Genomic DNA, 23,560 nt, shown 5'->3' on the forward strand with positions numbered 1-23,560 from the left:
CCCTCACCTCGTTACCCGGGGGTAGTCGTCCTGCCTCTTATGAGACTGCTTGTCAGCAAGGCAGTCAATCCCCTGCGCATGACTTGTTGACTTCGCGTCTACGTGTGAGCCTGCGAGGTATGCCGACCCATGACCTGTACGCCAACGACCCCGGTGACCCCCTCTGGCAGGTGCCCGCGACCGGCGCGGCCCGGTTCAGCTGGGAGTACGACGAAGGCCGCGAACGGTTGCTCGCCCTGTACCAGAAGGGCAAGGACAAGCAGTGGGACGGGCAGCAGCGCATCGACTGGGACCTGGAGGTCGACCCGTACGACGCGCTCGGCACGCCCGACGAGATGATGTCCCTGTACGGCACCAGGCACTGGGACAAGCTCACCGACAGGGACAAGGGCGACCTGCGCCGGCACTACGCCTCCTGGCAGTTCAGCCAGTTCCTGCACGGCGAGCAGGGCGCGATGATCTGCGCCGCGCGGATCGTGGAGTCGGTGCCCGACCTGGACGCCAAGTTCTACTCCGCGACCCAGACCATGGACGAGGCCCGGCACGCCGAGATCTACGGCCGCTTCCTGCACGAGAAGATCGGGCTCGTCTACCCGATCAACGACAACCTCCAGGCCCTGCTCGGCGACACCCTGCGCGACAGCCGCTGGGACATGCCCTACCTGGGCATGCAGGTCCTCATCGAGGGCCTGGCGCTGGCCGCCTTCGGGATGATCCGGGACACCACCGACAAGCCGCTGCCCAAGCAGATCCTCACCTACGTCATGCAGGACGAGGCCCGGCACGTGGCCTTCGGCCGGCTGGCGCTGCGCGACTACTACAAGCAGCTCACCGACGCCGAACTGCGCGAGCGCGAGGATTTCGTCATCGAGGGCTGCTACCTCATGCGCGACCGGTTGCGGGGCGTGGAGGTGCTGGAGAACTTCGGCATCCCCAAGGCCGAGGCGGAGGAGCTGAGCGAGCGCTCCGAGTTCCTGCAGTTGTTCCGCAAACTGCTCTTCAGCCGGATCGTGCCCTGCGTCAAGGACATCGGGCTGTGGGGCAAGCGGCTGCAGCAGGCCTACGCGGACATGGGCGTGTTCGAGATGGGCGACGCGAATCTGGACCTGCTCATGGCCCAGGACGAGGAACTGGCCGAGCGGTTGGACGCCGAGCGCTTCGCCGCCGAGGAACGCGACCGGGTCGCGGAGGTGCGCGAGGCGATCGAGTCGGGGGCGGCGGAGAGCTGAGCCGGCCGCCGGAGAGCCGAGGCGGCCGTCGGGCCCGTCACACGGGTGCAGTAGCGTGCTGGCGTGTCCATGCCTCCGCCGCCGCAGCCGCAGCCGTACCCCAACGGCCCCCAGCAGCCGTACCCGTACGGCCAGCCGCCCCAGCAGGCCGCCCCGGGCCCCTACGGTCAGCAGCCGCCGCAGGCCGCTCCCGGCCCGTACGGCTCCCCGTACCCGCCGCAGCAGCCGTACCCGCAGCAGCCGTACCCGCCGCAGCAGCCGTACCCGCCTCAGCCGTACGCCCAGCAGCCGTACCCCGCCTGGGGCGCGCCGCCCGTGGCCCCGCTGCCGAAGAAGCGGCGGGTCGGGCTGGTCCTCGGGATCGTGGGCGGCGCCGTCGTGTCGGTCGTCGTGGTGCTCGCCCTGATCGGAATGGCGGCGAGCAGCGGCTTCCCCGAGGCGAAGAACGAGCTCACCCTGCCCAGGACGCTGCTCGACGGGAAGTACGAGCTCGCCCAGGACCTCTCCGGCACCGAGGGAAAGAAGGTCGAGAAGGAGGCCGACGGCGCCTGGGACGCCAAGGACATCCATGCCGTCACCGCCCGCTACAGCCCGGGCGGCGACACCACCAAGGGCATGCTGCTGGTGTCGGGCATGTACGGCCGCTTCAAGAACAAGGACGCCGTGCGGCGCAACATGCTCAAGGGCGCCGCCGAGGCCGACAGCGTGACCGTGGACCAGGCCCCGAAGGACGTCACCCCCACCGGCTCCGACGTCACGATCAGCTGCGAGGTGCTGACCCAGAAGGCGTCCCTGGTGACGATCACCTACCCGGTCTGCGCCTGGGCGGACGGCAACACGGCCGCCGTGATCGGCGAGGCGGCCCTGCCGGCGCCCGACCCGTCCGCCGTGGACCTCGACGCGGCCGCCCGGCACACCGTCACGGTCCGCACCGAGATGCTCAGGCCGGTCGGCTGACCGCGACCGTCTCCTGCGGTCCCCCCGGTGCCGGGAACGACGTCCGCAGCGTGAAGGCGTACGGTGTCGCGCCGTGCGCCCTCAGGTGCAGCAGCCGGTCCTCCGCCTCGGCCACGGTCGGGCGGTGGCCGGCCGGCACCCACCACAGCGCCGTCACCGCCTCCTCGAGCTTCTCGAACCATTCCCTGCGCCGGGACAGCAACTCCCGGTGCAGGCCCTGGTACATGAACGCCGTGAGCGCGTTCGGGTCCCGCCACGTCGTGAGGTTGATGATCAGCCACTCGTCACCGAGGACCGGGATGTCGGTGGCGTTCCCGGAGTCGCTCTGCAGCCGCCAGACGAAACCGTCCGCGGCGTCCGCCGCCTCGTTGACCGGGTCGAGCGAGTCGACGAAGAACTTCAACTGGGGTGAGTCCAGGGGGGACTTGAGACGGGCGATGTTGACCTGGGCGAGTTCGTGCGCGGTCGAGTCGGTCATGACCGAACGGTAGGTCGGCCGTGGTCGCCGACGGTATCCCCGTCTCATTTGCCGAGAACCGCCCGCATCACGTCCCGTGCGATCGGCGCCGCGTTCCCGCCGCCGCTGATCTCGCCCCGGTGCGCCGAGGCGTCCTCCACCACCACCGCGACCGCCACCTGAGGCTCCAGGGAGGTGTCGGCCTGCGCCCAGGAGACGAACCAGGCGTACGGCACCCCGGAGTTGCCGACCCCGTGCTGCGCGGTCCCGGTCTTGCCGCCGACCAGGGCACCGGGAATGGCAGCCCGGGTGCCGGTGCCCTCCCGGACCACGTCGGCCATCAGTTCCTTCAGCCGTTCGGCGGTCGAGGCGTTCATCACCTGCCGCACCGGATGCGCCCCGCCTGCGGCGATCGTCTCCCCGTCGCGCCGGGTCATGCGCTCCACCAGGTACGGCGACAGCAGCTGACCGCGGTACGCGACGGCCGCCGCGACCATCGCCATCTGCAGCGGCGTGGCCCGGGTGTTGTACTGCCCGATCGAGGACAGCGCCAACTGCGCCTTGTCGACGTGCGTGTCGAAGGTGCTCGGCGCGACGGAGAAGGGGATGCGCAGCCCGTCGTCGTCGAACCCGAACGCCCGTGCCGCGACCGTCATGCCCTGCACGCCGACGTCCACCCCGAGCTTGGCGAACACCGTGTTGCAGGACCACTCGAAGGCCGACCGCAGCGAGGCGTCCCGGCAGCCGTCGGCCTCGTTGGTCAGCCGGGTCGTGGTCCCCGGCAGCCGGTAGGGGTCGGGGGAGTCGGTGCGCGCGTCCAGGTCGGTGACCACGCCCGCGTCCAGCGCCGCCGCCGCGGTGACCACCTTGAACGTCGACCCCGGCGGATAGGTCTGCCGCACCGCCCGGTTGAGCATCGGCTTCTCCGGGTCGTGGTTGAGCCGCGCCCACGCCGAGGCCACCGCCTCGCCGTTGCCGGACAGCACCCCGGGGTCGTACGACGGACTCGACACCAGTGCCAGGATGCGGCCCGTGGTGGGCTCGATCGCGGCCACCGCGCCCTTGCGCCTCGCGAGCCCCCGGTACGCCGCCTCCTGCGCCCGCCGGTTCAGGGTGGTGACGACGTTCCCCGTCGGACCGAGCCCGTGCGTGACGTCGTTCCACAGCGGCAGCGGCGCGAGCATCGGGTCCGTGCCGGAGAGCACCCCGTCCCCGGCGTGCTCCAGGAACGTGGTGCCGTACGACTGCGAGGCGAAGCCGGTGACCGGCGCGTACAACGGGCCGTCCTTGTAGGTGCGTTCGTAGCGCAGTTGCTCGCCGGTGTCCACGGAGCCGGTGACCGGCTCGCCGCCGACCAGGATGTCGCCGCGCGGCTGGCCGTAACGGGCGATCTCGGCACGCCGGTTGGCGGGATTGCCGTCGTACAGAGCCGACTGCACCACCTGCACGCGTGCGGCGTTGGCCAGCAGCGCCGCCAGCAGCAGCGCGCTGAACGCCCAGGCGTGCCGGATGTACCGGGCCATCGGCCGTCCGCCGCCGTAGTCGCTCACGGTGCCTCCCGTCCGTCGTACTGGCTGCGCGCCGAGTCGCTCACCCGGATCAGCAGCGCCACGATCGCCCAGTTGGTGACCACGGAGGAGCCGCCCTGGGCGAGGAACGGCATCGCCATGCCGGTCAGCGGGATCAGCCCGGTGACCCCGCCCGCGATCACGAACACCTGCAGCGCCAGGATCGCGGCGAGCCCGACCGCGAGGAGCCGGCCGAAAGGGTCCCGCAGGGCGAGGCCCGCCCGGTAGCCGCGCTCCACCAGCAGGGCGTACAGCAGAAAGATCGCCGCGAGCCCCGTGAGCCCCAGTTCCTCGCCCGCCGTGGCCAGGATGAAGTCCGACTTGGTGGCGAAGCCGATGAGGATGGAGTGCCCGCGGCCGAGCCCGGTGCCGAGCACACCGCCCGCGGCGAAGGCGAACAGCGACTGGGAGAGCTGGTTGGGTCCCCGTCCGGCCTCGATGGTGGCGAAGGGGTGCAGCCAGTCCTCGATGCGCTGGTTCACATGCGGCTCCAGGCGCCCCACGGCCACCGCACCGAGCACGGCGAGCAGCAGCCCGACCGCGATCCAGCCGGTGCGCCCCGTGGCGACGTACAACAGCACCACGAACAGCCCGAAGAACAGCAGCGAGGTGCCCAGGTCCCGCTCCAGGACCAGCACTCCGACGCTCAGCAGCCAGATCGTCACGATCGGCCCGAGCACCCGCCCGGTCGGGAACTGCAACCACCACAGCCTGCGGCCCGTGTACGCGAGCGCGTTGCGGTTGGCGGCGAGATAGGCGGCGAAGAACACCGCGAGCAGCACCTTCGCGAACTCGCCGGGCTGGATGGAGAATCCGGCGAACCGGACCCAGATCCGGGCGCCGTTGACCGCCGGGAACAGGCTCGGCAGCGCGAGCAGTCCGAGCGCGGCGGCCACGCACACATACGCGTACCGCTGGAGCACCCGGTGGTCGCGCAGTACCAGCACGACGGCGATGAACAGCCCGATCCCCAGGGTGGACCACACGAGCTGGGCCGGGGCCGCCTGGTCGTTCGGGGTCTCCAGGTCCAGCCGGTAGATCAGGACCAGCCCCAGTCCGTTGAGCAGCACACCGATCGGCAGGAACAGCGGGTCGGCGTACGGCGCGCGGATGCGCACCACGAGATGTGCGAACAGCGCGAGCACGGCGAGCCCGGCGCCGTAACCGACGGCGCCGGGCGGGACGGTGCCGGTTCGGGCCAGGCCCACCGCGCAGTAGCCGTACACGGAGAGCAGGACGGCCAGCACGATCAGGGCGAGTTCGATGCCACGGCGCCGGGGGAGGCGTACGGCGGGCTCGCGAGCCTGCCCCGCCGCCAGGGTGGTTCCGGCCTTGGTCATGCCCGGAACCTACCCAAACGGGGCGTCTTGTGGGTCGTGCCGACCGGCACCAGCGTGGCGCGGGTGGACCCGATCCCGCTACCGCGTCTCCGCCACAGGCAGGACGAGCGTGGCGACAGCCCCACCATCCACGGCGTTGCCGAAGAACAGCCGGGCCGCGAGCACCTCCGCCTGCCCCACGGCGATGGTCAGTCCCAGCCCGTGCCCGGTCGCCCCGCCCTCCGTGCGGAACCGCTGCGGCCCGTGCGCCACCAGATACTCCGGATACCCGGCCCCGTGGTCCCGGACGGTCACCACGGCCCCGTTGACCGTCAGAACCACCGGCGGTGCCCCGTGCTTGTGCGCGTTGGCCACGAGGTTCCCCAGCACCCGCTCCAGCCGCCGCCGATCGGTCTCCACCCGCGCGTCGGCGAGCACGCGGACCTCCGTGTCGGTGCCCGAGGCGCGCACCACCCGCCGGGCCAGCGCCCCCAGCTCCTCGGTGTCCACCGCCGGCTTCTCCCGCCCGGTGTCCAGCCGGGAGATCTCCAGCAGGTCCTCGGTGAGGGTACGCAGCGCCGCCACTCGGTCGCGCACCAGCTCGGTCGGCCGGCCCGGCGGCAGCAGCTCCGCCGCCGCGTGCAGCCCGGTGAGGGGGGTGCGCAGCTCGTGCGCCACGTCCGCGGTGAACCGCTGCTCGCTCAGCAGTTTGCTCTGCAGGCTCGACGCCATGGAGTCCAGGGCCGCCGCCACGGCGCCCACCTCGTCCTGCGGCCGGGACGGGTCCTTGGCGAGGGGGTCGTCGACGCGCGCGTCCAGGTCGCCCGCGCTGATCCGCCGGGCCACCCGGGCCGTGCTGTGCAACCGCCGGGTCACCCGGGTCACCGCGAACACGCCGACCAGCACCGTCGCCCCGATCGCGAGCCCGGACGACCACAGGATCGAGTTGTCGAGCCCGGCGATGGTCCGGGACTGCTGCGAGTAGTCGACCGCCACGGCCAGCGCCCGGTTCCCGGCCACCGGGCCCGCCGCCCACATGGTCGGCCGCCCGTCGTGCGTGGAGACCATCGTGCCGCGCTCACCGGCCGCCGCCAGCCTCCGCAGCGACGCGGGCAGCCCCTCGGGGTCCACCCCGGCGTTCGGCAACAGCGCATCCCCGGCCTCGTACGCCTGCGTGGCGTCCGCGAGGCGGGCCAGGGCCAGGTCGCGGGCCTGGCCGACGGTCTGGTTGGTCACCGAGACGTGCACCAGGACGCCGAGCAGCGCGGCCAGCGCACAGCACATCACCGTGATGAACGCGGCGGCCTTGACGGCGAGCGGCCCGGCCCAGCGGGGCAGCGCGACCCTCATCGCACGCTCGCGGAGGAGGAAGCGGAGGCCGCGGCGGAGGCGGAGTCGGCGGACGAAGCGGCGGGGGAGGCGGAGGGGGACGCGGACGGCGACGGCTTCTTGGCGCGCCGGCCGTTGCCGGTGTGCAGGTACTCGTCGCGGGAGAACACCATCGCCCGCTGCCCCGGATCCCACACCCAGGTCGTGCGGTACTCGTAGCCGGAGATGTCGGCCGGTGAGCGCTCGATCAGCGACCGGCCCGCCAGCTCCACCCCGAGGATCGCGTCGTTGTCGGCCAGCACCCGCACCAGCCTGTGCTTCTCGACGGTGTAGACCCGTACGGCCGTCTGGTTGGTCGGGTACAGCCGGAAGCCGAGCGTCATGTCGTCCCGGCCGTCCCCGGTGAGATCCCGGTAGTACGGCTTCAGCAGCGGGCAGCGGGACCGGTCGCCGCCGGGCCGGCAGTCCTTCAGCCGGTCCACCGTCCCGTGGTACGCCCCCTTCGACCCGTAGTCGTCCGGCTGCGCCTTGATCTCGGCCTCGACCACGTCGACCGGGTCCACCTCGCGGATGTCGTCGCCGGGGACCGTGATGCCCTTGACGACGTCCCGGGTCGCCACGTCGTAGGGGTAGGCGGGGCTGGAGGCCGGGCGCAGGTCGGGCCAGAGCTTGGCGGGGCTGACGGCGGTCGGGGTCGGGCCCGCGCCCTGCAGCCCGCCGGAGTCCCCGCAGGCCACCGCCGTCGCCGACAGCAGGGCGACGGCGGCCGCGGTGAGGGCTGTGCGCGCGGGACGGCGGGCTGGCACGGTGCTCCTGGGGTGTGCGGGGCGGTCGGGGCCCGTACACCTTATTCGTAGACGAGAAAAATTCGTATGTAAGTCGTACGTAAGTCCTTTTTGCGCGCCGGTCGGCGCGGCGTTGCGGAAAAGGCTACTCGGCCAGTTCCTCCAGCAGCCGCACGGTGGTCAGGCCCGCGCGCAGGTACTCCACGAACAGGTCGTTGTGCAGGGCCCACGCCGAGCGCCGGGCCCGGATCAGCTGGATCACCTCGTCCGGCGAGGCCCGCCCCCGCTGGACCAGGGCGTGCGCGACGACCAGGCCCGAGCGGTTGTAGCCGTGGTAGCAGCGCACGAGCACCCGGCGTCCGGCGTCCAGCGCCTCGTTCGCCGCCCGGGCCAGCCGGATCACCCCGGCGAGCTGCGTCCCGTCCAGCGGGCCGTCCGGAATCGGCCACACATGGTGCTCGACCCCCGGATCGGGGCCGTAGCCCGGCAGCCGCAGCAGCGTCTGCACCACGTCGAACTCGTCGCGTACGACGGCGAGCTCCGGCCGTCCCGAACAGCCCCGGAACTCGTGCCCGCCCATCCACAGGCCGGGCACGATCTCGTTCCACGGGCTCTCCGGAGCCGGCACGTCGGGCTGCTTTCCGCGGATCCGCAACGGCGCCTCCCCAACTCCCCCTCGCAGGGCCGCCTCCACGGTAACCGGTCTTGCCCAGGGAGCACCCCGCCTGTTCCCATGGTCGGGGGTGATGGCGCATGAGCGGACTGCGCGTGGTGCCGGCCTATCGGCACGGCCGGGAGCGGCTGTACGTCTGCCGCCCGGACGGAAGCAACGCTGCCTGGTACGACCGGGAGACGGGCCGGGTCAACCTGCTCGGCGAGGACTGCAGGAACGATGTACTCCAAGCCCTGAAACCGTTCCTCACCGGCCCGGTGACCGTGGGCCCGCCGCCGGTGCCGACCCCCGTGGAGCTCGCCCGGCTGACCCTGCATCCCGACGACGACCTGGCGCCCAACCGCCCCGGCGAGGCCCTGCTCGTCGCCCTCGACCGCGACCCCGGCCCCGCCCACCGGCTGCGCCCCGACCCGCGCCGGCGCGCGCTGGCCGCCGAGGAGGCCGTCGGCGCCGCCCTGGACGGCCTGGAGGGCGCCGGCTGGCACACCCTGCACTCCGTCGCCCTGCCCGGCGGCGACCGCATCCACCATCTGCTGCTCGGCCCGGGCGGCCTGTTCGCCGTGCACGCCCTGTACGCCCGCAAGGCCCGGGTCCTGATCGCCGACCCGATGGTCACCGTGGGCCGCCGCGAGGCCGAGCCGCTGCTGCGCCGGCTGCGGGCTCTCGCCGACCGGGCCTCCTACGCCCTGACCGCCGAGGTGCGCTCGGTGCTCGCCCTGGTGGGCCCGGCCGGGGTGACGGTCACCGAGCGGCCGCGGGCGGTACGGATCCTGCGGGACACCGAGCTGACCGGCCTCGCCCGGTTCGGCGGGGTGCTGAAGCCGGCGGACGTGGAGGCCCTGCACGGGATGGCCCGGGACCGCCGCACGTGGGGAAGGGTGTAGATCGCGGGCGTCGAGCCGGGGGCGCCGGTCAGGGCAGCGGCGCCGCCGTTCCCGGGTCCAGCAGGGGTGCCATCAGGTCCCCCAGGTCCTGGAGCCGCGGCGCGATGTCGTCCGCCCGGAACTCCAGCTGTGCCGGGCTGCGGCAGTCCGCCACCTCCTCCCAGGTCACGGGCGCCGAGACCAGCGGGACCCGGCGGGCACGCAGGGTGTAGGGCGTGGCCGTGGTCTTGCGGGCCGCGTTCTGGCTCCAGTCGACGAACACCTTCCCCGGCCTGAGGCTCTTCGTCATCCGGTGCACCACCAGCCGGGGCATCGTCCGCTCGGCCTCCACGGCGAGCGCCTTGGCGTATTCGCTCGTCCGTTCGGGCGAGCCGCCGTGCACCGCCGCCAGCAGGTGCAGCCCCTTCGACCCGGCCGTCTTCGGGTACGCCTCGATGCCGTCCGCCGCGAGCCGCTCGCGCAGCCAGAGGGCCACCTCGCAGCAGTGGACGACGTTCGCCGGTGCCCCCGGGTCCAGGTCGAAGACCAGCCGGTCGGCCTCGTCCGGGCTCTGTACCAGCCACTGGTGGGTGTGGAACTCGGTGACCAGGTTCGCCGCCCAGACCAGGCTCGGCAGATCCTGTACGACGACCATCCGGGCCGGGCTGTCCGCCGAGGACCGCGGCACCTCGGCGGTCGTGACCCACTCGGGCGTACCCGGCGGCACGTTCTTGGTGAAGAACAGCTGGCCGTCCGGGCCGTCCGGATAGCGCAGGAAGGACACGGCCCGGTCGCGCAGGTGCGGCAGCAGCGCATCGGCGCTGGTCGCGTAGTAGTGCACCAGCTCCGCCTTGGTGAACCCCGTCTCCGGATACAGCACCTTCTGCAGGTTGCTGAGCGCGACCCGCCGCCCCTCCACCTCTGTGATAGGCGTCATAAGATGACAATCCCAGACAAGCCGCCGAAATATCCGAAACCGGTGAGTCGGCGGTGTCATCGGCAGCGGAACCGGCAGAGGAAGGGTGCGGCACGTGCGGTCGATATGGAACGGCGCCATCTCCTTCGGGCTCGTCAGCATCCCGATCAAGCTGGTGAACGCCACGGAGAGCCACGCGATCTCCTTCCGCCAGATCCACACCGAGGACAACGGGCGCATCCGCTACCGCAAGGTGTGCGAGCTCGACGACCGCGAGGTCAGCCAGGACGAGATCGGCAAGGGGTACGAGGACGCGGACGGCACGATCATCCCGATCACCGACGACGACCTCTCCCACCTGCCGATCCCGACGGCCCGCACCATCGAGATCGTGGCCTTCGTGCCGGCCGACCGGATCGACCCGCTCCAGATGGGCGCGGCGTACTACCTCGCGGCGAGCGGCGCCCCGGCCGCGAAGCCGTACACCCTGCTGCGCGAGGCCCTCAAGCGCAGCAAGAAGGTCGCCATCGCCAAGTACGCGCTGCGCGGCCGGGAGCGGCTCGGCATGCTGCGGGTCGTCGGCGACGCCATCGCCATGCACGGCCTGCTGTGGCCGGACGAGGTCCGCGCGCCGGAGGGTGTGGCCCCCGACGCCGCCGTCACCATCCGGGACAAGGAACTCGACCTCGCGGACGCCCTGATGGACACCCTGGGCGAGGTCGACCTGGAGGACCTGCACGACGAGTACCGGGAGGCGCTGGAGGAGGTCATCGCCGCCAAGGCCACCGGCGAGGCCCCACCGGAGGCGCCCGCGCCGGCCACCGGGGGCACGGTGCTGGACCTGATGGCGGCGCTGGAGAGCAGCGTGCGGGCGGCCCGGGAGTCGCGAGAGGCGCCGTCCGGCGCCGGGGCCGAGGTCAGATCCCTGCCGCGGAGAGCCGCGCCGAAGGCGACGGGGGGCAAGAAGTCGACGTCCACGGCGAAGAAGACCGCCGCCGCGAAGAAGGCGGAGCCGGCGCGCAAGTCGACGGCCAAGACCGCCCGGTCGACGGCGGGGGCGAAGAAGACGGCGGCCTCGAAGGGCACGGCGAAGAAGACGGCGGCCGCGAAGAAGACCGCGTCACGCAAACGGTCGGCCTGAGGGGGCGTTCTCGAGCCGAGGGCGCTTGTTTCGATGCGAGGGATCCTGCGAGGGCGGGTCTTCCGTTTTGCCTTGCGGAGGCGTAGGTTCCGTTTACCCCGCGACGGCGCCTTTCGAGGCGCTGGCCCGCCAGTTCCGGACGGCGGGCCGCGCGGGGGCCAAACGTAGGGCCGCGACCGATGCCTGCGACCCTCCAGCCGTCGGCTCCACCGGGCCCCTCGCGGCACCCCGCCTGCAGCCCGGAGCCTGTCGCCGCCGCAGGACGGTCCGAGCGCGAGCGACCTGTCAGCGGTGCCGGCGGGCGTTGAGCCGGGCGGCCTGGCGGGTCAGGTGGTCGCGCTCGGCGAGATGGGGCGCCTTTCGGGCGGCCTCGGCGTACAGCCGCGCCGCCGTCGCCGGATCACCGTCGCGCTCGTGCAGGTACGCCGCCACCGCCGTGTGGCGGGGCAGCGCGTCGTCCAGTTCCGCGAGCGCCGCGAGGCCGGCGCGGGGCCCGTCGGCCTCACCGACGGCGACCGCGCGGTTGAGCCGGACGACGGGGTTGTCGGTCAGGCGCACGAGCTCGTCGTACCACTCGACGATCTGCACCCAGTCGGTCTCCTCCGCTGTGGGCGCGTCGGCGTGGAGTGCCGCGACGGCGGCCTGGGCCTGGAACTCGCCCAGCCGGTCGCGGGCGAGGGCCGCCTGCAGGATCGCGACGCCCTCGGTGATCGACTCGGTGTCCCACCGGCCGCGGTCCTGCTCGGCGAGCGGCACCAGGCTGCCGTCGGCCGCGGTCCGGGCGGCGCGGCGGGCGTGGTGGAGCAGCATGAGGGCGAGCAGTCCCGCCACCTCGGGGTGGTCCACCTGGGCCGCAAGCTGCCGGGTGAGCCGGATGGACTCGGCGGCGAGGTCGACGTCGCCGGAGTAGCCCTCGTTGAAGACGAGGTAGAGGACGCGCAGCACGGTGGCGACGTCGCCGGGCCGGTCGAACCGCACGCCGGAGACGGTGCGCTTGGCCCGGCTGATCCGCTGCGCCATGGTCGCCTCGGGCACGAGGTAGGCCTGGGCGATCTGCCGGGTGGTGAGCCCGCCGACGGCGCGCAGGGTGAGCGCGACCGCCGACGCCGGCGTCAGCGACGGGTGGGCGCACAGGAAGTACAGATGCAGCGTCTCGTCCACCGCGGGCGCCGGCCCGGGCGCCGGCTCCTCGTCGACGAGGTCCTCACGCCGGCGGCGGGCGGCGTCCGCCCGGGCAGCGTCGAGGAACCGGCGCCAGGCCACGGTGACCAGCCAGCCCTTCGCGTCCCGCGGCGGGTCGGCGGGCCACACGCGAAGCGCCTCGACCAGCGCTTCCTGGACGGCGTCCTCGGCCGCCGCGAAGTCGGCTCCGCGGCGGACGAGGACGGCCAGGACGCTGGGCGTGAGACTGCGCAGCAGTGCCTCGTCCATCGCGGGCGTCACTCCGTGACGGTGGGCGGCGCGGCCAGAAACGGACGCACCTCCAGCCACTCATGGATCGGCTTGCCGCCCGCGCCGGGGGCGGCCGACAGCTCGCCGGCCAGCTCGACGGCACGCTCGTGGCTGTCGACGTCGATCACCATCCACCCGGCGATCAGGTCCTTGGTCTCGGCGAACGGCCCGTCGGTGACCGGCGGCCGCCCCTCACCGTCGTACCGCACCCACGTCCCCTCGGCGGCGAGCGCCTGAGCGTCGACGAACTCACCGGACTTCTCCAGCCGGGCCGCGAAGTCGTTCATGTACCGCACGTGCGCCGAGATCTCCTCCGGCGTCCACTGGTCCATGGGCACGTCGTTGACCGGGGCCGGTGCGCCGCGGTAGTGCTTGAGCAGCAGGTACTTGGCCATGAGTGTGTGCTCCTCGCTGCCGGTGCGACCCATTGTGGCCGCGTTCACCTCAGGGACGCAGCCGGTACCGGGTTCTCGACATCGCCGCCCGAATTCCCTGCGGCTTTCGCGACGGGCAGGAGGGAACGGGGGAGCCGTCTCGTGGGACGTCCGGTCCAGGGCGGGTGGCCGAACGCCGGGATGCCCATCGTTGAGGTGGCCCGGCGCACCGGTCCCTCGCCGGAGCGGGAGATGTATGGTACGTGTCACAGTGCTCGGCTCGAGTGAGCGAGGGGGAGCGGGAGTGCTCGACGAGGCCTTGACGTCTTTGGCGGCTGCCGGCGGTGGCGCAGTGGTACAGGCAGCGGGTACGAGTTTGTGGACTGCCTTCAGTAACGGTGTGGCCCGGCTCTTCGGGCGGGGAGACGACCGGACGACCCAGGTGACTCTCGTACGCCTGGACAGGACGGCGGCCGCCCTCGGGCAGGCCGCCGCAGACGACGCGGAGCGGGTGCGTGCGGGCGAGGAGACGTCCTGGCAGACCCGGTTCCAGGACCTGCTGGATGAGCTTCCGGAGCGTGAGCGCGAGGAGGCTGCCGCCGACCTGCGCGAACTGGTCGAGTCGGTCAGTCGCCAGGGCGGCGCGACGGCGGGTGACGGTGGTCTCGCCGTCGGTGGGAACGTGAGTATCCGCGCCGACCGCGGCTCGGCGGCTGCCGGCGTCATCAACGGGGGCGTGCATCTGGGCACCCCTCACCAGCCGGGCCCGGCCCAGGGTTGACGGTTCCCGGCAATTCCCTCAGCAACCCGCACATCGTCGGCCCTGCGGTGGCTCTTGCCCAGAACGGCTCCGTCGCGGTCGTTCATGCCGACACGGTGATCCACCAAGCCGCGCCACGGACAGAAGTGGTGTGGCCACAACTCGTCGGTGTCATACCGGGACAGGTCGGTTCCTTTCAGCACCGCGACGTCGCGGACACTCTCGACGCGGCGGTAGCCGGTGGCGGGACGGCCGTCCTCTGCCAGGTACTCTCCGGCACCGGAGGCGTGGGCAAGACGCAGCTTGCCGCCCACTATGCCCGACGCCAGTTGACCTCCCGCAGCGTGGACCTTCTCGTCTGGGTCACTGCGAGCAACCGGGACGCGATCACCTCCATGTACGCGAGCGCCGGCAGCCGGACAGCCGGTGCCGACAGCAGTGACCCCGAACAAGCGGCTCAGCAGTTCGTGACCTGGCTGGAGACGACCGACCGGCCGTGGCTGGTCGTCTTGGACGACGTGGCTGATCCGAGTGACCTGAGCGGGCTGTGGCCGCCACAGTGCCCGACAGGCCGCGTGGTCATCACCACCCGCCGCCGGGACGCCGCCTTGGCGCGCCGGGGGCGCCTGGTCCAAGTCGGCCTTTTCACCTCTGACGAGGCCACCGCCTACCTCACCTCCACGCTCACGGCTCTCGACCGGCACGACGAACCGGAGCAGATCGCGGGTTTGGCCGAGGACCTCGGCTTTCTGCCACTGGCCTTGGCACAGGCCGCCGCATATTTGATCGACCGCGACCTGGATTGCGCCGAGTACCGTCGACGCCTGGCGGACCGCCGCCGCACCCTCGCCGAGGTCCTCCCCGAGAACGGGGCCCTGCCGGACGACCAACGGGACACCGTGGCCGCCACTTGGTCACTGTCGGTCGAGTTGGCCGATCAGCTTGCTCCCGCGGGTCTGGCCCGTCCCATGCTGCAGCTCGCGAGCATGCTGGATCCCAACGGCATCCCTTCCACCGTCCTGACCAGCCCTCCTGCCTTGGCGTACCTGACGTCCCAGCGCCTGCGGTCGCCCGGCGACCTTCCCCGCGCGGGGGAGCAGGAGGGGACGGTACTCGAGGAGGACGCGCACGACGCGCTGTCCCACCTGCACCGGCTGAACCTCGTCGATCGCGACCGCGACGCGTCCGACCGCGTCGTGCGCGTCCACGGCCTGATCCAGCGGGCCACCCGCGACGAACTGACGATCCCCGAGTTCGACCGTGCCGTACAGGTCGTCGGCCAGGCTCTGTGCGACGTCTGGCCCCAGTTGGACACACCCCTGAGCGGCGGGGTCCTGCGGGCGAACGCAGACGCCCTGCATGCTCACGCCGGGGACCGGTTGTGGTCGGTCGAGGCTCACCCGGTGCTGTTCCAGGCCGGGAAGAGCCTCAGGAGAGCGGGGCTCCTCGTCTCCGCAGTCGCCTACTGGCGGGTGCTGTGTGACGCTGCCCGGCAACACCTCGGGTCCGCGCATCCCGACACCCTCGCCGCCCGCTATTACCTGGCCGACCTGCGGGGACAGTCGGGTGATCGGGCGGGTGCTGTGGCGGCAAGCGAGGAACTGCTCGCGGACCGGCTGCGGGTGCTCGGCGGGGATCACCCGGACACGCTTGCCACCCGCGCCCAGATCGCCCATCTGCGGGCGGCGGCGGGTGACCGGGTGGGTGCTCTGGCGGCGGCCGAGGAGTTGTTCGCGGAGCGGCTGCGGGTGCTCGGCGGGGATCACCCGGAGACTCTTGCCACCCGCGTTCAGATCGCCCAACTGCGTGGGGACGCGGGTGATTGGACGGGTGCCCTGGCGGTGGCCGAGGAGTTGCTCGCGGACCGGCTGCGGGTGCTCGGCCCGGAGCACATCGACACTCTCGCGTCCCGCGCCCTGATCGCCCATCTGCGGGCAGCGGCGGGTGATCGGGTGGGTGCTCTGGCGGCGGCCGAGGAGTTGTTCGCGGAGCGGCTACGGGTGCTCGGCGGGGACAATCCGGAGACTCTTGCCACCCGCGCCCAGATCGCCCAACTGCGGGGAGAGTCGGGTGATTGGACGGGTGCCCTGGTGGCGGCCGAGGAGTTGCTCGCGGACCGGCTGCGGGTGCTCGGCGGGGACCACCCGGACACGCTTGCCACCCGCGTCCAGATCGCCAACTGGAGGGGCAGGACCGGCGATCGAGCCGGCGCTCTGGTGGCGGCCGAGGAGTTGCTCGCGGACCGGCTGCGGGTCTCGGGCCCGGACCACTCCGCCACCCTTGCCGCCCGCGCGCAGGTCGCCGAGCGGCGGGGGCAGGCCGGTGACTGGGCGGGCGCTCTGGTGGCGGCCGAGGAGTTGTTCGCGGACCGGCTGCGGGTCTCGGGCCCGGACCATCCCGCCACCCTTGCCGCCCGCGCGCAGGTCGCCGAGCGGCGGGGGCAGGCCGGTGACTGGGCGGGGGCTCTGGTGGCGGCCGAGGAGTTGTTCGCGGACCGGCTGCGGGTCCTGGGCCCGGACCACGCGGACACTCTTGCCACCCGCGCCCAGGTTGCCGAGCGGCGGGGGCAGGCCGGTGACTGGGTGGGAGCCCTGGTGGTGGCCGAGGAGTTGCTCGCGGACCGGCTGCGGGTCTCGGGTCCGGACCACGCCGACACCTTCGCCGCCCGCAGGACCGTGGCTTTCCTGAGAAGGCAGGTCGGTGACCGGACAGGCGCTGTGGTGGCGGCCGAGGAGCTGCTTGCGGATCGGCAGCGGGCCTTGGGCCCGGATCACCGCGATACCCTTGCCGCCCGCGCCCAGGTTGCCGACAGGCGGGGACAAGCCGGCGATCCGGCGGGTGCTGTGGTGGCGGCCGAGGAGTTGCTCGCGGACAGGCTGCGGGTGCTCGGCCCGGACCACGTCGATACTCTCGCTTCCCGGGGTCAGGTGGCGCACTGGCGGGGCAAGAGCGGCGATCCGGCGGATGCTGTGATGGCGGCCGAGGAGTTGTACGCGGATCGGCTGCGGGTCCTGGGCCCGGACCACGCCGACACGCTCGCTTCCCGGGGTCAGGTGGCCAACTGGCGGGGCAAGAGCGGCGATGCGGCGGGTGCTGTGGTGGCGGCCGAGGAGTTGCTCGCGGACAGGCTGCGGGTGCTCGGCCCGGACCACGTCGATACTCTCGCTTCCCGGGGTCAGGTGGCGCACTGGCGGGGCAAGAGCGGCGATGCGGCGGGTGCCGTGGTGGCGGCCGAAGAGGCGTTTGCGGAGCGGCTGCGGGTCCTCGGCCCGGACCACGTCGATACCCTCGCGTCCCGCGCCCTGATCGCCCATCTGCGTGCGGCGGCGGGTGATCGGGTGGGTGCCTTGGCGGCGGCCGAGGAGTTGCTTGCGGATCGGCTGCGGGTCCTGGGCCCGGACCACGCCGACACGCTCGCCACCCGCCGCAACATCGCCCGACTGCGGAGTAAGGTCCCGAAGTCGGCCAAGGGAAGTCGGCGCCGAGGCGCAAGGCAGGGGGCACCGGCAGCCCGCTCCGGAGCACCACAGGGCCGATTCTTCCTGCGCTGGATCGCTGCCGACGGCGTCCGTCAGTCCATGGGCCCCTTCCCCCGCGCCAGCACCGCGCGGCAGGCCGGCGAATGGGCCCGCAAAGGCGGTGGCACCGAAGTCCAGGTGACCGAGGAGCGCTCGCAGGACGAGCCACTCGCCTGACGGGCGGTCATGTAGTTTCATTCCCGCCCGTCCGCTGGGACCCGGGCCACGGTCGCTGGCGTGCGGTGGGCCGGCACCGGGGCAACGGCCGCCGGTACGTCAACATGGTCGTACGCGCGGATGACCTGGAGAACTTCCGGGTCAAGGGTGTCTACAGCGAAGCTCTGGTGCGTGCCCTCAACGGCCACGACCACGACCCGGCCGCCCCGCGGACCCTGCAGAACCCGTGGACCCGCGAGCGGGCCCAGAAAAGGGCGGACGCCTGGAACCAACCCCGGGAGCCCGTCCGCATCGACGGCCACTCCCACCCGTGGATCTCCGTTCCCAACCCTCCGCCGGCAGAGCTCCAGCTCGACGGTGAAACCCTGCACCTGGCCCACTACGGCACCAGGGGAGCCCACTACAGCCGCACACCCCCTCCCGTGGAACGGATCCCCCGGTCCTGAGCGGGGCGTACGTGACGTTCCACGGTGGCCGCGCCCCGGTTGCTGTCGGCATCTCGGCAACGTCGATGCGAGTGCCCAGGGGCCTCGTGGAGCTGCACGAACATCGTCAAGGCCGGCATGACCCGCCGCCTCGAGCCGGTGGACCGCGTCCGGGAACCCGGTGGCGCTTCAGTGCCGTTCCGGTACGACGTCCATGCCATGTTCTCTTCCGAGGACGCCGGGCCACTGGAGTCCGAACTCCACAAGGCGGCCGCCGATCGACGCGTCGACTGGCCGCGTCAACCGTCGCCCTGCTCGATGTCCAGATGGATCGGACCCCGGAGAACGGGGCTGGGCCGGTACGGCGGCGGGTCGGCGACCAGCCTGGGGCGGTCGAGCCGGCGTACCAGCTCGGTCAGCGCGATCTGGGTCTCCCGCCGGGCCAGCGGGCCGCCGAAACACAGGTGGATGCCGCTGCCGAACCCCAGGTGCTGGTTGTCACGCCGGTCCGGGTCGAAGCGGTCCGGATCGTGGAAGCGCTTCGGATCGCGGCTGCCTGAGGCCAGCATGAGCATGATCTGCGAGCCCTGGGGGATGACGGTGTCGGCGACGGTGATGTCGCTGTACGCCGCCCGCCAGGGGATGACGTGCACGGGGGGCTCGTAGCGCAGCAGTTCCTCGACCAGCGGCACGACGAGGTCCGGTTCGTCGCGCAGTCGCCGCAGCACCCGCGGGTGGCGCAGCAGCGTCAGCATGCCGTTGGCGATGAGGTTGACGACGGTCTCATGGCCGGCGATCAGGAGCAGTTTGGCGGTGGCGACGATTTCGGCGTCGGCCATCCGGCCGTCGGGCCCGTCGTCGTTGGCCAGCCGTGACAGCAGGTCGTCTCCCGGCCGGCCGTGGCGCTGTTCCACCAGCTCGCCGAGGCGCTGACGCAGGTCCTTACGGGCCTGCACGCCCTTGTCCAGTTTCTCCCTCGGGTCGGTCTCGGGGTCGTAGTCGACCGAGTTCATGATGTCGTTCACCCAGAGGTGGAACCACGGCTCGTCCTCGCGTGGCACACCGAGCAGGTGACAGACCACGGTTACGGGAAGCGGGAAGGCGAAGTCGTCGACGACGTCGATCCGCTCCTTGCCCGCCAAATCGTCGACCAGGCTGCCGACGGTGGCGGTCAGGAAGCCTTCGAGTCCGGTCACCAGGCCAGGAGTGTGCGGGGGGCCGAAGTGACGCATCGCCATACGCCGCAGGCGATCGTGCTCGGGCGAGTCCATGTGGATGAACGACGACGTGGCCTGTCCCTCGGCTGAGGGCATCGGACGCGACAGATTGCGCACGTCGGAACTCAGATGCGGGTCGTTCAGTAGGTCCGTGATCTCGCGGTAGGTGCTGATGACGTAGCTGCCGTCCTCCTGTCGAGCCACCGGCGTCCTGCGCAACTCGGCATACAGCGGGTAGGGGTCGGCCCGGGCGGAGTAGTCGAAGATCCGTCGCAGCGTTCCGGGCGTCCCGGTCGGGGTCGTCCGGCCTTCCTCCCGCCGATGCCGGCGCACGGCCGTGACCCGGTGCTCACCCGGGTCATGGCCTGTGACGACCGCCGTGGCGCCCTGCGCGAGCACGGCGGGGCCGGGGAAGTCGACGGGCACCGGCTTCATGTCGGCCGGCCGGTCCGGCGTGGGACAGGGGGGCGGGAAAGGTGCGGCCGTTTCGATCAACCGTCGGTAGTGTTCCAGCCACTTGCCGTTGTTGAAGCTCACGGCAGCCGTGACGCGGCCCCGATAGCCGTACGCGGTGACGAAACGGTGGTCGTCCAGCGATCCCTGGGTGACGACCACCTCGTCGGCGAAGGTCGGCACGCCGACGGACTTGATGTTGACGCCGAACTGGATCGACCAGAACAGCGGGATGGACAGGTGGGACCAGCGGTCGGCCGGGGCGCTGACCATGTTGTGTGCCGCGACCTCTGCCTGCTCCACGGCGTTGGCCCAGTGCTCCAGCGAGATGAGACGGCATCCGTAGACGGGGTGGGGGCAACGCGCCACGTCTCCCGCGGCGAAGACGTCGTCGATGACGCGGCCGTTGATGTCGAGGGCGCGGCAGCCCGTGTCACAGGTGATTCCCCACACGCCCGCCGCCAGTCCCGACTCCCGCAGCCACTCGGTGTTGCGGATGCTCCCGAGTGCCACCACCGCCACATCGGCGTCGACGGTACTGCCGTCGTCGAAGTGAGCACGGCGAAACCGTCCCTGCGCGTCGCCCTCGAGCCGGGTGACCCGGACACCGCACCGCAGGTCGACACCATGAGCGCGCTGCATGTCGGCCGCAGCCTCGCCGATCATGGCGCCGAGCGCCCCGACCAGCGGGGCCGGCCCGATTTCGGCGACGGTCACCGGGATCTCCCGCTCGCGGCAGATGGAGGCGATCTCGGAGCCGGTGAATCCCGCACCGATGACCAGCACACGGGAGGGTCCGGCGGCGAGGGCCCGCTGCAGGCTCTCCGCATGCTCGCGCGTGCGTACGACGAACACTCCGTCCAGGGCCGCCTCGGACTCGACGAACCACGGCCGGGCCCGTACCCCGGTGGAGATCAGCACCCGGTCGAAGGGAACCTCGCGTCCGTCGGCGAGACGCACGTGGTGCGTCGCGAGGTCCAGCCCGCCGGCGGGCACGCCCAGCAGCCACTCCGCGTCGACGGAACGACGGCGGGGCAAAGTGGTGCCCCCGGCCGGCACCCACCCGGTCAGTACTTGCTTGGACAGGGGAGGCCGGTCGTAGGGCTCGCCCACCTCGTCACCGATCATGGTCAACGATCCGGTGAAACCCTCGTCTCGCAGAGCCTCCGCGGCCCGCAGCCCCGCCAGCGAAGCCCCGACGACCACGATGCGGCCATCGCGCCTGAACGCACGCAGGTCGTCGGCACTGGTCATGACGGCGGCGCCTCCGCCGGTGCGTGCCGCGCCTCCGGCTGGTCGACCAGGATCGCCTGGACCGGGCAGGCCGCCACGGCGCGCAGCACCTGGTCGCGCTGGGCGTCGTCGGGGTTCGGGTCGTACATGAGCGCTTCCTCCCCGTGCATCCGGAACGCCTCCGGAGCCAGGAACGCGCACTGCGCATACCCCTCACATCGGGAAAGATCAACGACGACTTTCACCCCGACCTCCACAGGGAGTGGGAGCTGCGGACTCTCAAGCCGGCGCCACTCTGGAAAGCACGGACCATCGCGGCTGAGGCGACCGGCGCCTGACCGGGGACGTATCCCTGGTTGCGGCCGCATTCTGCTTACGTAAGCGGCGCTCTTTCGGATTGCCGTTTCGGCTTTGTACCGCCGTTTCGCCGGAAACCGTGTGGCACGGCGTGCCGGAATACCGTCAGAGAATCAGCGTAACAGCGGCACCGACACCGGTGCTGGCTCCCGCCTTCTCCCATTGCCTCGGTGCGCCTCTCGGTCTCGCGCGCGCAACAGCGTGATCAAATAGGGCATGGCATCATCCTGGACTGGTGATCGGGTACGCCTACGCGCTATCGAGCCCGACGACTGGACAGCGTTCATGCGCTTCGCCGACGATGACGGGCGGCGAGGGGGCCGGCTGGATCTGCCGCGGTCCGCCGAGAGCTACCGTGCCTGGGCGCAGGAGCAAGCCGTTGCCAAGTGCCATGACGACCGCTTCCGGTTGGCAGTCGAAGCCACGGCCACGGGAGACCTGGTCGGCACGGTCGGCTCGCATCGCACCGGCCCTCGTTCAGGCTGGTTCGAGTTCGATGTCACGATCGGCGCTGACCACCGGCGCAAAGGCTACGCGGCAGAAGCCGTGGTGCTGCTGCTGCGCTTCATGTTCGCCGAGCGGCGCTATCACAAATGCCTAGCAGCGGCCTTCGCCCACAACGAGGCATCGCTGGCGCTTTTTCGTCGGCTCGGCTTCACCGAGGAGGGGCGCTTGCGGGAACACGTTTTCTTCGCCGGCCGGCACCACGACCTCGTCATGATGGGCATGCTCGCCGACGAGTTCGGCCGGCGACACACGATGAGCGAACAGTGAGCCGGTCGTCCAGGCGGGTACGGAACGGCACTCGAACTCGATCAACGTTCGCTCTTCGCTGGTGGAGGCGGCCCGGCACCGACAGCAGGACTGCCCTCAGCCGCGCAAGGTGGCGCGCAGGCGCAAGCCGACAGTCGCGAGACCTTCGAGGGTGGTGACCTGGTAGCCGGGTTCCGGTCCGGGCGGCTCGCTCAAGTGGTGGCAGCGGGCGGTCTGCGCAGTCAGGAGCGTCAGCATCGCCATGGCCAGAGCGGCTCCCTCGCAGCCATGCGGCCCGGTACCGAAAGAGAGGAAGGCCCCGGGTTTCGCCGGCGAGCCCGGATCGTCGAGCCAGCGCTCGGGCTGGAACTGGTCCGGCTCGGCGTATTCCCGTGCGTCGCGGTGGGCGGTGTAGGGGCAGACGAGAACGGTGGACCCGGCGTCGATGGTGTAGCCGGCGAGCTGGGTCTGTCGCGGGGCGCGCCGGGTCAGCAGCCAGCTCGGGGGGTACAGCCGGAGCACCTCACTCACCAGTGCCTGGGTGTATCGCAGGCTGCCGAGGTGGGTGCTGGTCGTCTCGGCCGGGTCCGCGGGCAGCGAGGCGGCCTCGGCCGCGACACGGTCCGCTGCCCGGGGGTGCCGGGCCAGGTGGAGCAGGATCCATCCGGCTGCCCGGGACGGGGCCTCGAAGGTGGCGACGGTGATTCCGGGGAGGGTGTCGAGGATGGCCTCTTCCGGCAGTGGGCCGTAGTGGGGGGAGGGCCGGAGCATCTGTCCCAGCATGTCGTCACCGAGCCGGCCCGATGAACGCCGCCGCCGGACGATGGGCCGCAGAGCGTCGGTGAAGGCGACCTGCTGCCGGGTGCGGAACCGCCGTGCAGGCGTGGGGATCCAGCGCGGCCATACCCAACGCGAGGGGCGTACGAGCACCTCCCGGGCGAGGAAGAGCTGTGAGGCATAGGGCAGCAGGGTGGGAGCGTCTTCGGAGAAGAGGTAGCTCACGCCGATCTCTGCCAGGGCGTGCCGGACCGGGGGCAGGATCTCGACGTCCTGGCCCGTGGGCCACTGGTCGGCGAATCGAGCGGTCCGGGGCGCAATCTCACCGATCCGGGCTGCCACCGCCTGCGCACGTAGTCCGCGCATGCGGGCGGCGTGAGCGTGCGCACGCTCCTCGGGCGTCGGCGCTCCGCTCGACCGCTTCAACGGCGGGAAGAGAGGCGAGGACGCCTTGGGGAAGTCCTGCGCGCGGCGCAGGACCGCTTCACACGGCCCGGCCGCAGCGGCTACGTAGACACCCGGCTCCAGCTGCCAGACGTCCCCACACTCTTCAGCGCCACGGCGCGCCAATGCCAGCCGGTCGCGGCTCCAGGCCGCGAAGCCGCCTTCGGGCAACCGCGGCGGCTCATTCCTTCGGCCCATGAGATCGTCCCCGGCTCTCGTGCCCGTCCAGGCCGATACCGTCGGCAGCGTGGCTCGGAACTGGCGGGCGCCCAAGGACGCCCGCCGGCAGTGCGGTCGGTCCTAGTCGTCGCCTGCGTACGCATCCCATTCGTGGGCCCCGTACGCGCCGTAATGGCGGGTGAAGGAAAGCTTGCCGAGCAGCT

Annotated in this window: 21 protein-coding genes and 2 pseudogenes; 9 read left to right on the plus strand and 14 right to left on the minus strand. The window is 71.8% G+C overall.

Annotation, left to right across the window (positions count from 1 at the left end; genetic code table 11):
* Window positions 1–119 precede the first annotated feature (119 nt).
* Window positions 120–1,229, plus strand: coding sequence for a ferritin-like domain-containing protein (locus AB0L59_RS20100; RefSeq protein WP_365585289.1), 1,110 nt, complete (start codon window positions 120–122; stop codon window positions 1,227–1,229).
* 69 nt (window positions 1,230–1,298) lie between these two features.
* Window positions 1,299–2,186, plus strand: a complete 888-nt coding sequence (locus AB0L59_RS20105) for a hypothetical protein (RefSeq protein WP_365585676.1) — start codon at window positions 1,299–1,301, stop codon at window positions 2,184–2,186.
* Here the strand turns inward: AB0L59_RS20105 and AB0L59_RS20110 are convergent.
* From AB0L59_RS20110 to AB0L59_RS20135, 6 genes are all read right to left on the minus strand, one after another.
* Window positions 2,170–2,664: a DUF3291 domain-containing protein gene (locus tag AB0L59_RS20110; protein ID WP_365585291.1), complete on the minus strand. Its 495-nt coding sequence runs from the start codon at window positions 2,662–2,664 to the stop codon at window positions 2,170–2,172. The genes AB0L59_RS20105 and AB0L59_RS20110 overlap by 17 nt on opposite strands.
* Window positions 2,665–2,708: 44 nt before the next feature.
* On the minus strand, window positions 2,709–4,166 hold the full coding sequence (locus AB0L59_RS20115; protein ID WP_365585679.1) for a penicillin-binding transpeptidase domain-containing protein: 1,458 nt from the start codon (window positions 4,164–4,166) through the stop codon (window positions 2,709–2,711).
* 23 nt (window positions 4,167–4,189) lie between these two features.
* Complete coding sequence (locus tag AB0L59_RS20120) at window positions 4,190–5,551, minus strand: FtsW/RodA/SpoVE family cell cycle protein (RefSeq protein WP_365585293.1); 1,362 nt, start codon at window positions 5,549–5,551, stop codon at window positions 4,190–4,192.
* 78 nt (window positions 5,552–5,629) lie between these two features.
* Window positions 5,630–6,880: a HAMP domain-containing sensor histidine kinase gene (locus AB0L59_RS20125; protein WP_365585296.1), complete on the minus strand. Its 1,251-nt coding sequence runs from the start codon at window positions 6,878–6,880 to the stop codon at window positions 5,630–5,632.
* Window positions 6,877–7,665: a hypothetical protein gene (locus AB0L59_RS20130; RefSeq protein WP_365585299.1), complete on the minus strand. Its 789-nt coding sequence runs from the start codon at window positions 7,663–7,665 to the stop codon at window positions 6,877–6,879. The genes AB0L59_RS20125 and AB0L59_RS20130 overlap by 4 nt, the downstream gene beginning before the upstream one ends.
* Before the next feature lie 124 nt (window positions 7,666–7,789).
* Entirely contained in the window at window positions 7,790–8,299 is a 510-nt protein-coding gene (locus AB0L59_RS20135; protein ID WP_365585301.1) for a protein phosphatase, read from the minus strand.
* 98 nt (window positions 8,300–8,397) lie between these two features.
* On the opposite strand from AB0L59_RS20135, the gene AB0L59_RS20140 reads away from it, so the two are divergent.
* Window positions 8,398–9,201, plus strand: coding sequence for a nuclease-related domain-containing protein (locus AB0L59_RS20140; protein ID WP_365585303.1), 804 nt, complete (start codon window positions 8,398–8,400; stop codon window positions 9,199–9,201).
* A gap of 28 nt (window positions 9,202–9,229) precedes the next feature.
* Here the strand turns inward: AB0L59_RS20140 and ligD are convergent, their stop codons facing one another.
* Window positions 9,230–10,117 carry a non-homologous end-joining DNA ligase gene (gene ligD, locus AB0L59_RS20145; protein ID WP_365585306.1) on the minus strand — a complete coding sequence of 296 codons (888 nt, stop codon included), beginning with the start codon at window positions 10,115–10,117 and terminating at the stop codon, window positions 9,230–9,232.
* Between the two features lie 94 nt (window positions 10,118–10,211).
* Here ligD and AB0L59_RS20150 point away from each other — a divergent pair, with 94 nt between their 5' ends.
* Complete coding sequence (locus AB0L59_RS20150; protein WP_365585309.1) at window positions 10,212–11,237, plus strand: Ku protein; 1,026 nt, start codon at window positions 10,212–10,214, stop codon at window positions 11,235–11,237.
* Between the two features lie 285 nt (window positions 11,238–11,522).
* Here AB0L59_RS20150 and AB0L59_RS20155 read toward each other — a convergent pair whose 3' ends face one another.
* Window positions 11,523–12,668 carry a DUF6596 domain-containing protein gene (locus AB0L59_RS20155; RefSeq protein WP_365585311.1) on the minus strand — a complete coding sequence of 382 codons (1,146 nt, stop codon included), beginning with the start codon at window positions 12,666–12,668 and terminating at the stop codon, window positions 11,523–11,525.
* Window positions 12,669–12,676: 8 nt separating this feature from the next.
* The gene (locus AB0L59_RS20160; protein WP_365585314.1) at window positions 12,677–13,084 is read right to left on the minus strand and encodes a YciI family protein; all 408 of its coding nucleotides are present in this window, start codon (window positions 13,082–13,084) and stop codon (window positions 12,677–12,679) included.
* A 379-nt stretch (window positions 13,085–13,463) separates the two neighbouring features.
* Between AB0L59_RS20160 and AB0L59_RS20165 the strand changes: the two genes are divergently transcribed.
* Window positions 13,464–13,844, plus strand: coding sequence for a hypothetical protein (locus AB0L59_RS20165; RefSeq protein ID WP_365585317.1), 381 nt, complete (start codon window positions 13,464–13,466; stop codon window positions 13,842–13,844).
* On the opposite strand, the gene AB0L59_RS20170 is transcribed toward AB0L59_RS20165, so the two are convergent.
* Window positions 13,817–14,137 (minus strand): hypothetical protein, encoded by a 321-nt coding sequence (locus AB0L59_RS20170; RefSeq protein ID WP_365585320.1) that lies wholly within the window; start codon window positions 14,135–14,137, stop codon window positions 13,817–13,819. The two genes, AB0L59_RS20165 and AB0L59_RS20170, sit on opposite strands and share 28 nt — an antisense overlap.
* Between AB0L59_RS20170 and AB0L59_RS20175 the strand changes: the two genes are divergently transcribed.
* The 3 genes and pseudogenes from AB0L59_RS20175 to AB0L59_RS20185 all read left to right on the plus strand — a co-directional run.
* Window positions 14,111–17,518 carry a tetratricopeptide repeat protein gene (locus tag AB0L59_RS20175; protein WP_365585322.1) on the plus strand — a complete coding sequence of 1,136 codons (3,408 nt, stop codon included), beginning with the start codon at window positions 14,111–14,113 and terminating at the stop codon, window positions 17,516–17,518. The two genes, AB0L59_RS20170 and AB0L59_RS20175, sit on opposite strands and share 27 nt — an antisense overlap.
* Window positions 17,519–17,583: 65 nt before the next feature.
* Window positions 17,584–17,964 (plus strand): hypothetical protein, encoded by a 381-nt coding sequence (locus AB0L59_RS20180; protein WP_365585325.1) that lies wholly within the window; start codon window positions 17,584–17,586, stop codon window positions 17,962–17,964.
* Window positions 17,965–18,081: 117 nt separating this feature from the next.
* Window positions 18,082–18,222: pseudogene (locus tag AB0L59_RS20185) on the plus strand (DUF4041 domain-containing protein); the annotation flags it as partial.
* A gap of 20 nt (window positions 18,223–18,242) precedes the next feature.
* Here AB0L59_RS20185 and AB0L59_RS20190 read toward each other — a convergent pair.
* The 3 genes and pseudogenes from AB0L59_RS20190 to AB0L59_RS20200 form a co-directional block, all read right to left on the minus strand.
* Window positions 18,243–19,256: a cytochrome P450 gene (locus tag AB0L59_RS20190; protein WP_365585682.1), complete on the minus strand. Its 1,014-nt coding sequence runs from the start codon at window positions 19,254–19,256 to the stop codon at window positions 18,243–18,245.
* Between the two features lie 240 nt (window positions 19,257–19,496).
* Window positions 19,497–20,867 (minus strand): annotated as a pseudogene (locus tag AB0L59_RS20195) (FAD/NAD(P)-binding oxidoreductase); the annotation flags it as partial.
* The gene (locus AB0L59_RS20200) at window positions 20,864–21,091 is read right to left on the minus strand and encodes a ferredoxin (protein ID WP_365585326.1); all 228 of its coding nucleotides are present in this window, start codon (window positions 21,089–21,091) and stop codon (window positions 20,864–20,866) included. The pseudogene AB0L59_RS20195 and the gene AB0L59_RS20200, both read right to left, overlap by 4 nt.
* 328 nt (window positions 21,092–21,419) lie before the next feature.
* Between AB0L59_RS20200 and AB0L59_RS20205 the strand changes: the two genes are divergently transcribed.
* A complete protein-coding gene (locus AB0L59_RS20205; protein WP_365585328.1) occupies window positions 21,420–21,977 on the plus strand; it encodes a GNAT family protein in 558 nt (185 codons plus the stop codon).
* Window positions 21,978–22,073: 96 nt separating this feature from the next.
* Here the strand turns inward: AB0L59_RS20205 and AB0L59_RS20210 are convergent, their stop codons facing one another.
* Entirely contained in the window at window positions 22,074–23,099 is a 1,026-nt protein-coding gene (locus AB0L59_RS20210; RefSeq protein ID WP_365585330.1) for a cytochrome P450, read from the minus strand.
* Window positions 23,100–23,560 lie beyond the last annotated feature (461 nt).

The organism is Streptomyces sp. NPDC052109 (assembly GCF_040680195.1).
GTDB lineage: Bacteria > Actinomycetota > Actinomycetes > Streptomycetales > Streptomycetaceae > Streptomyces.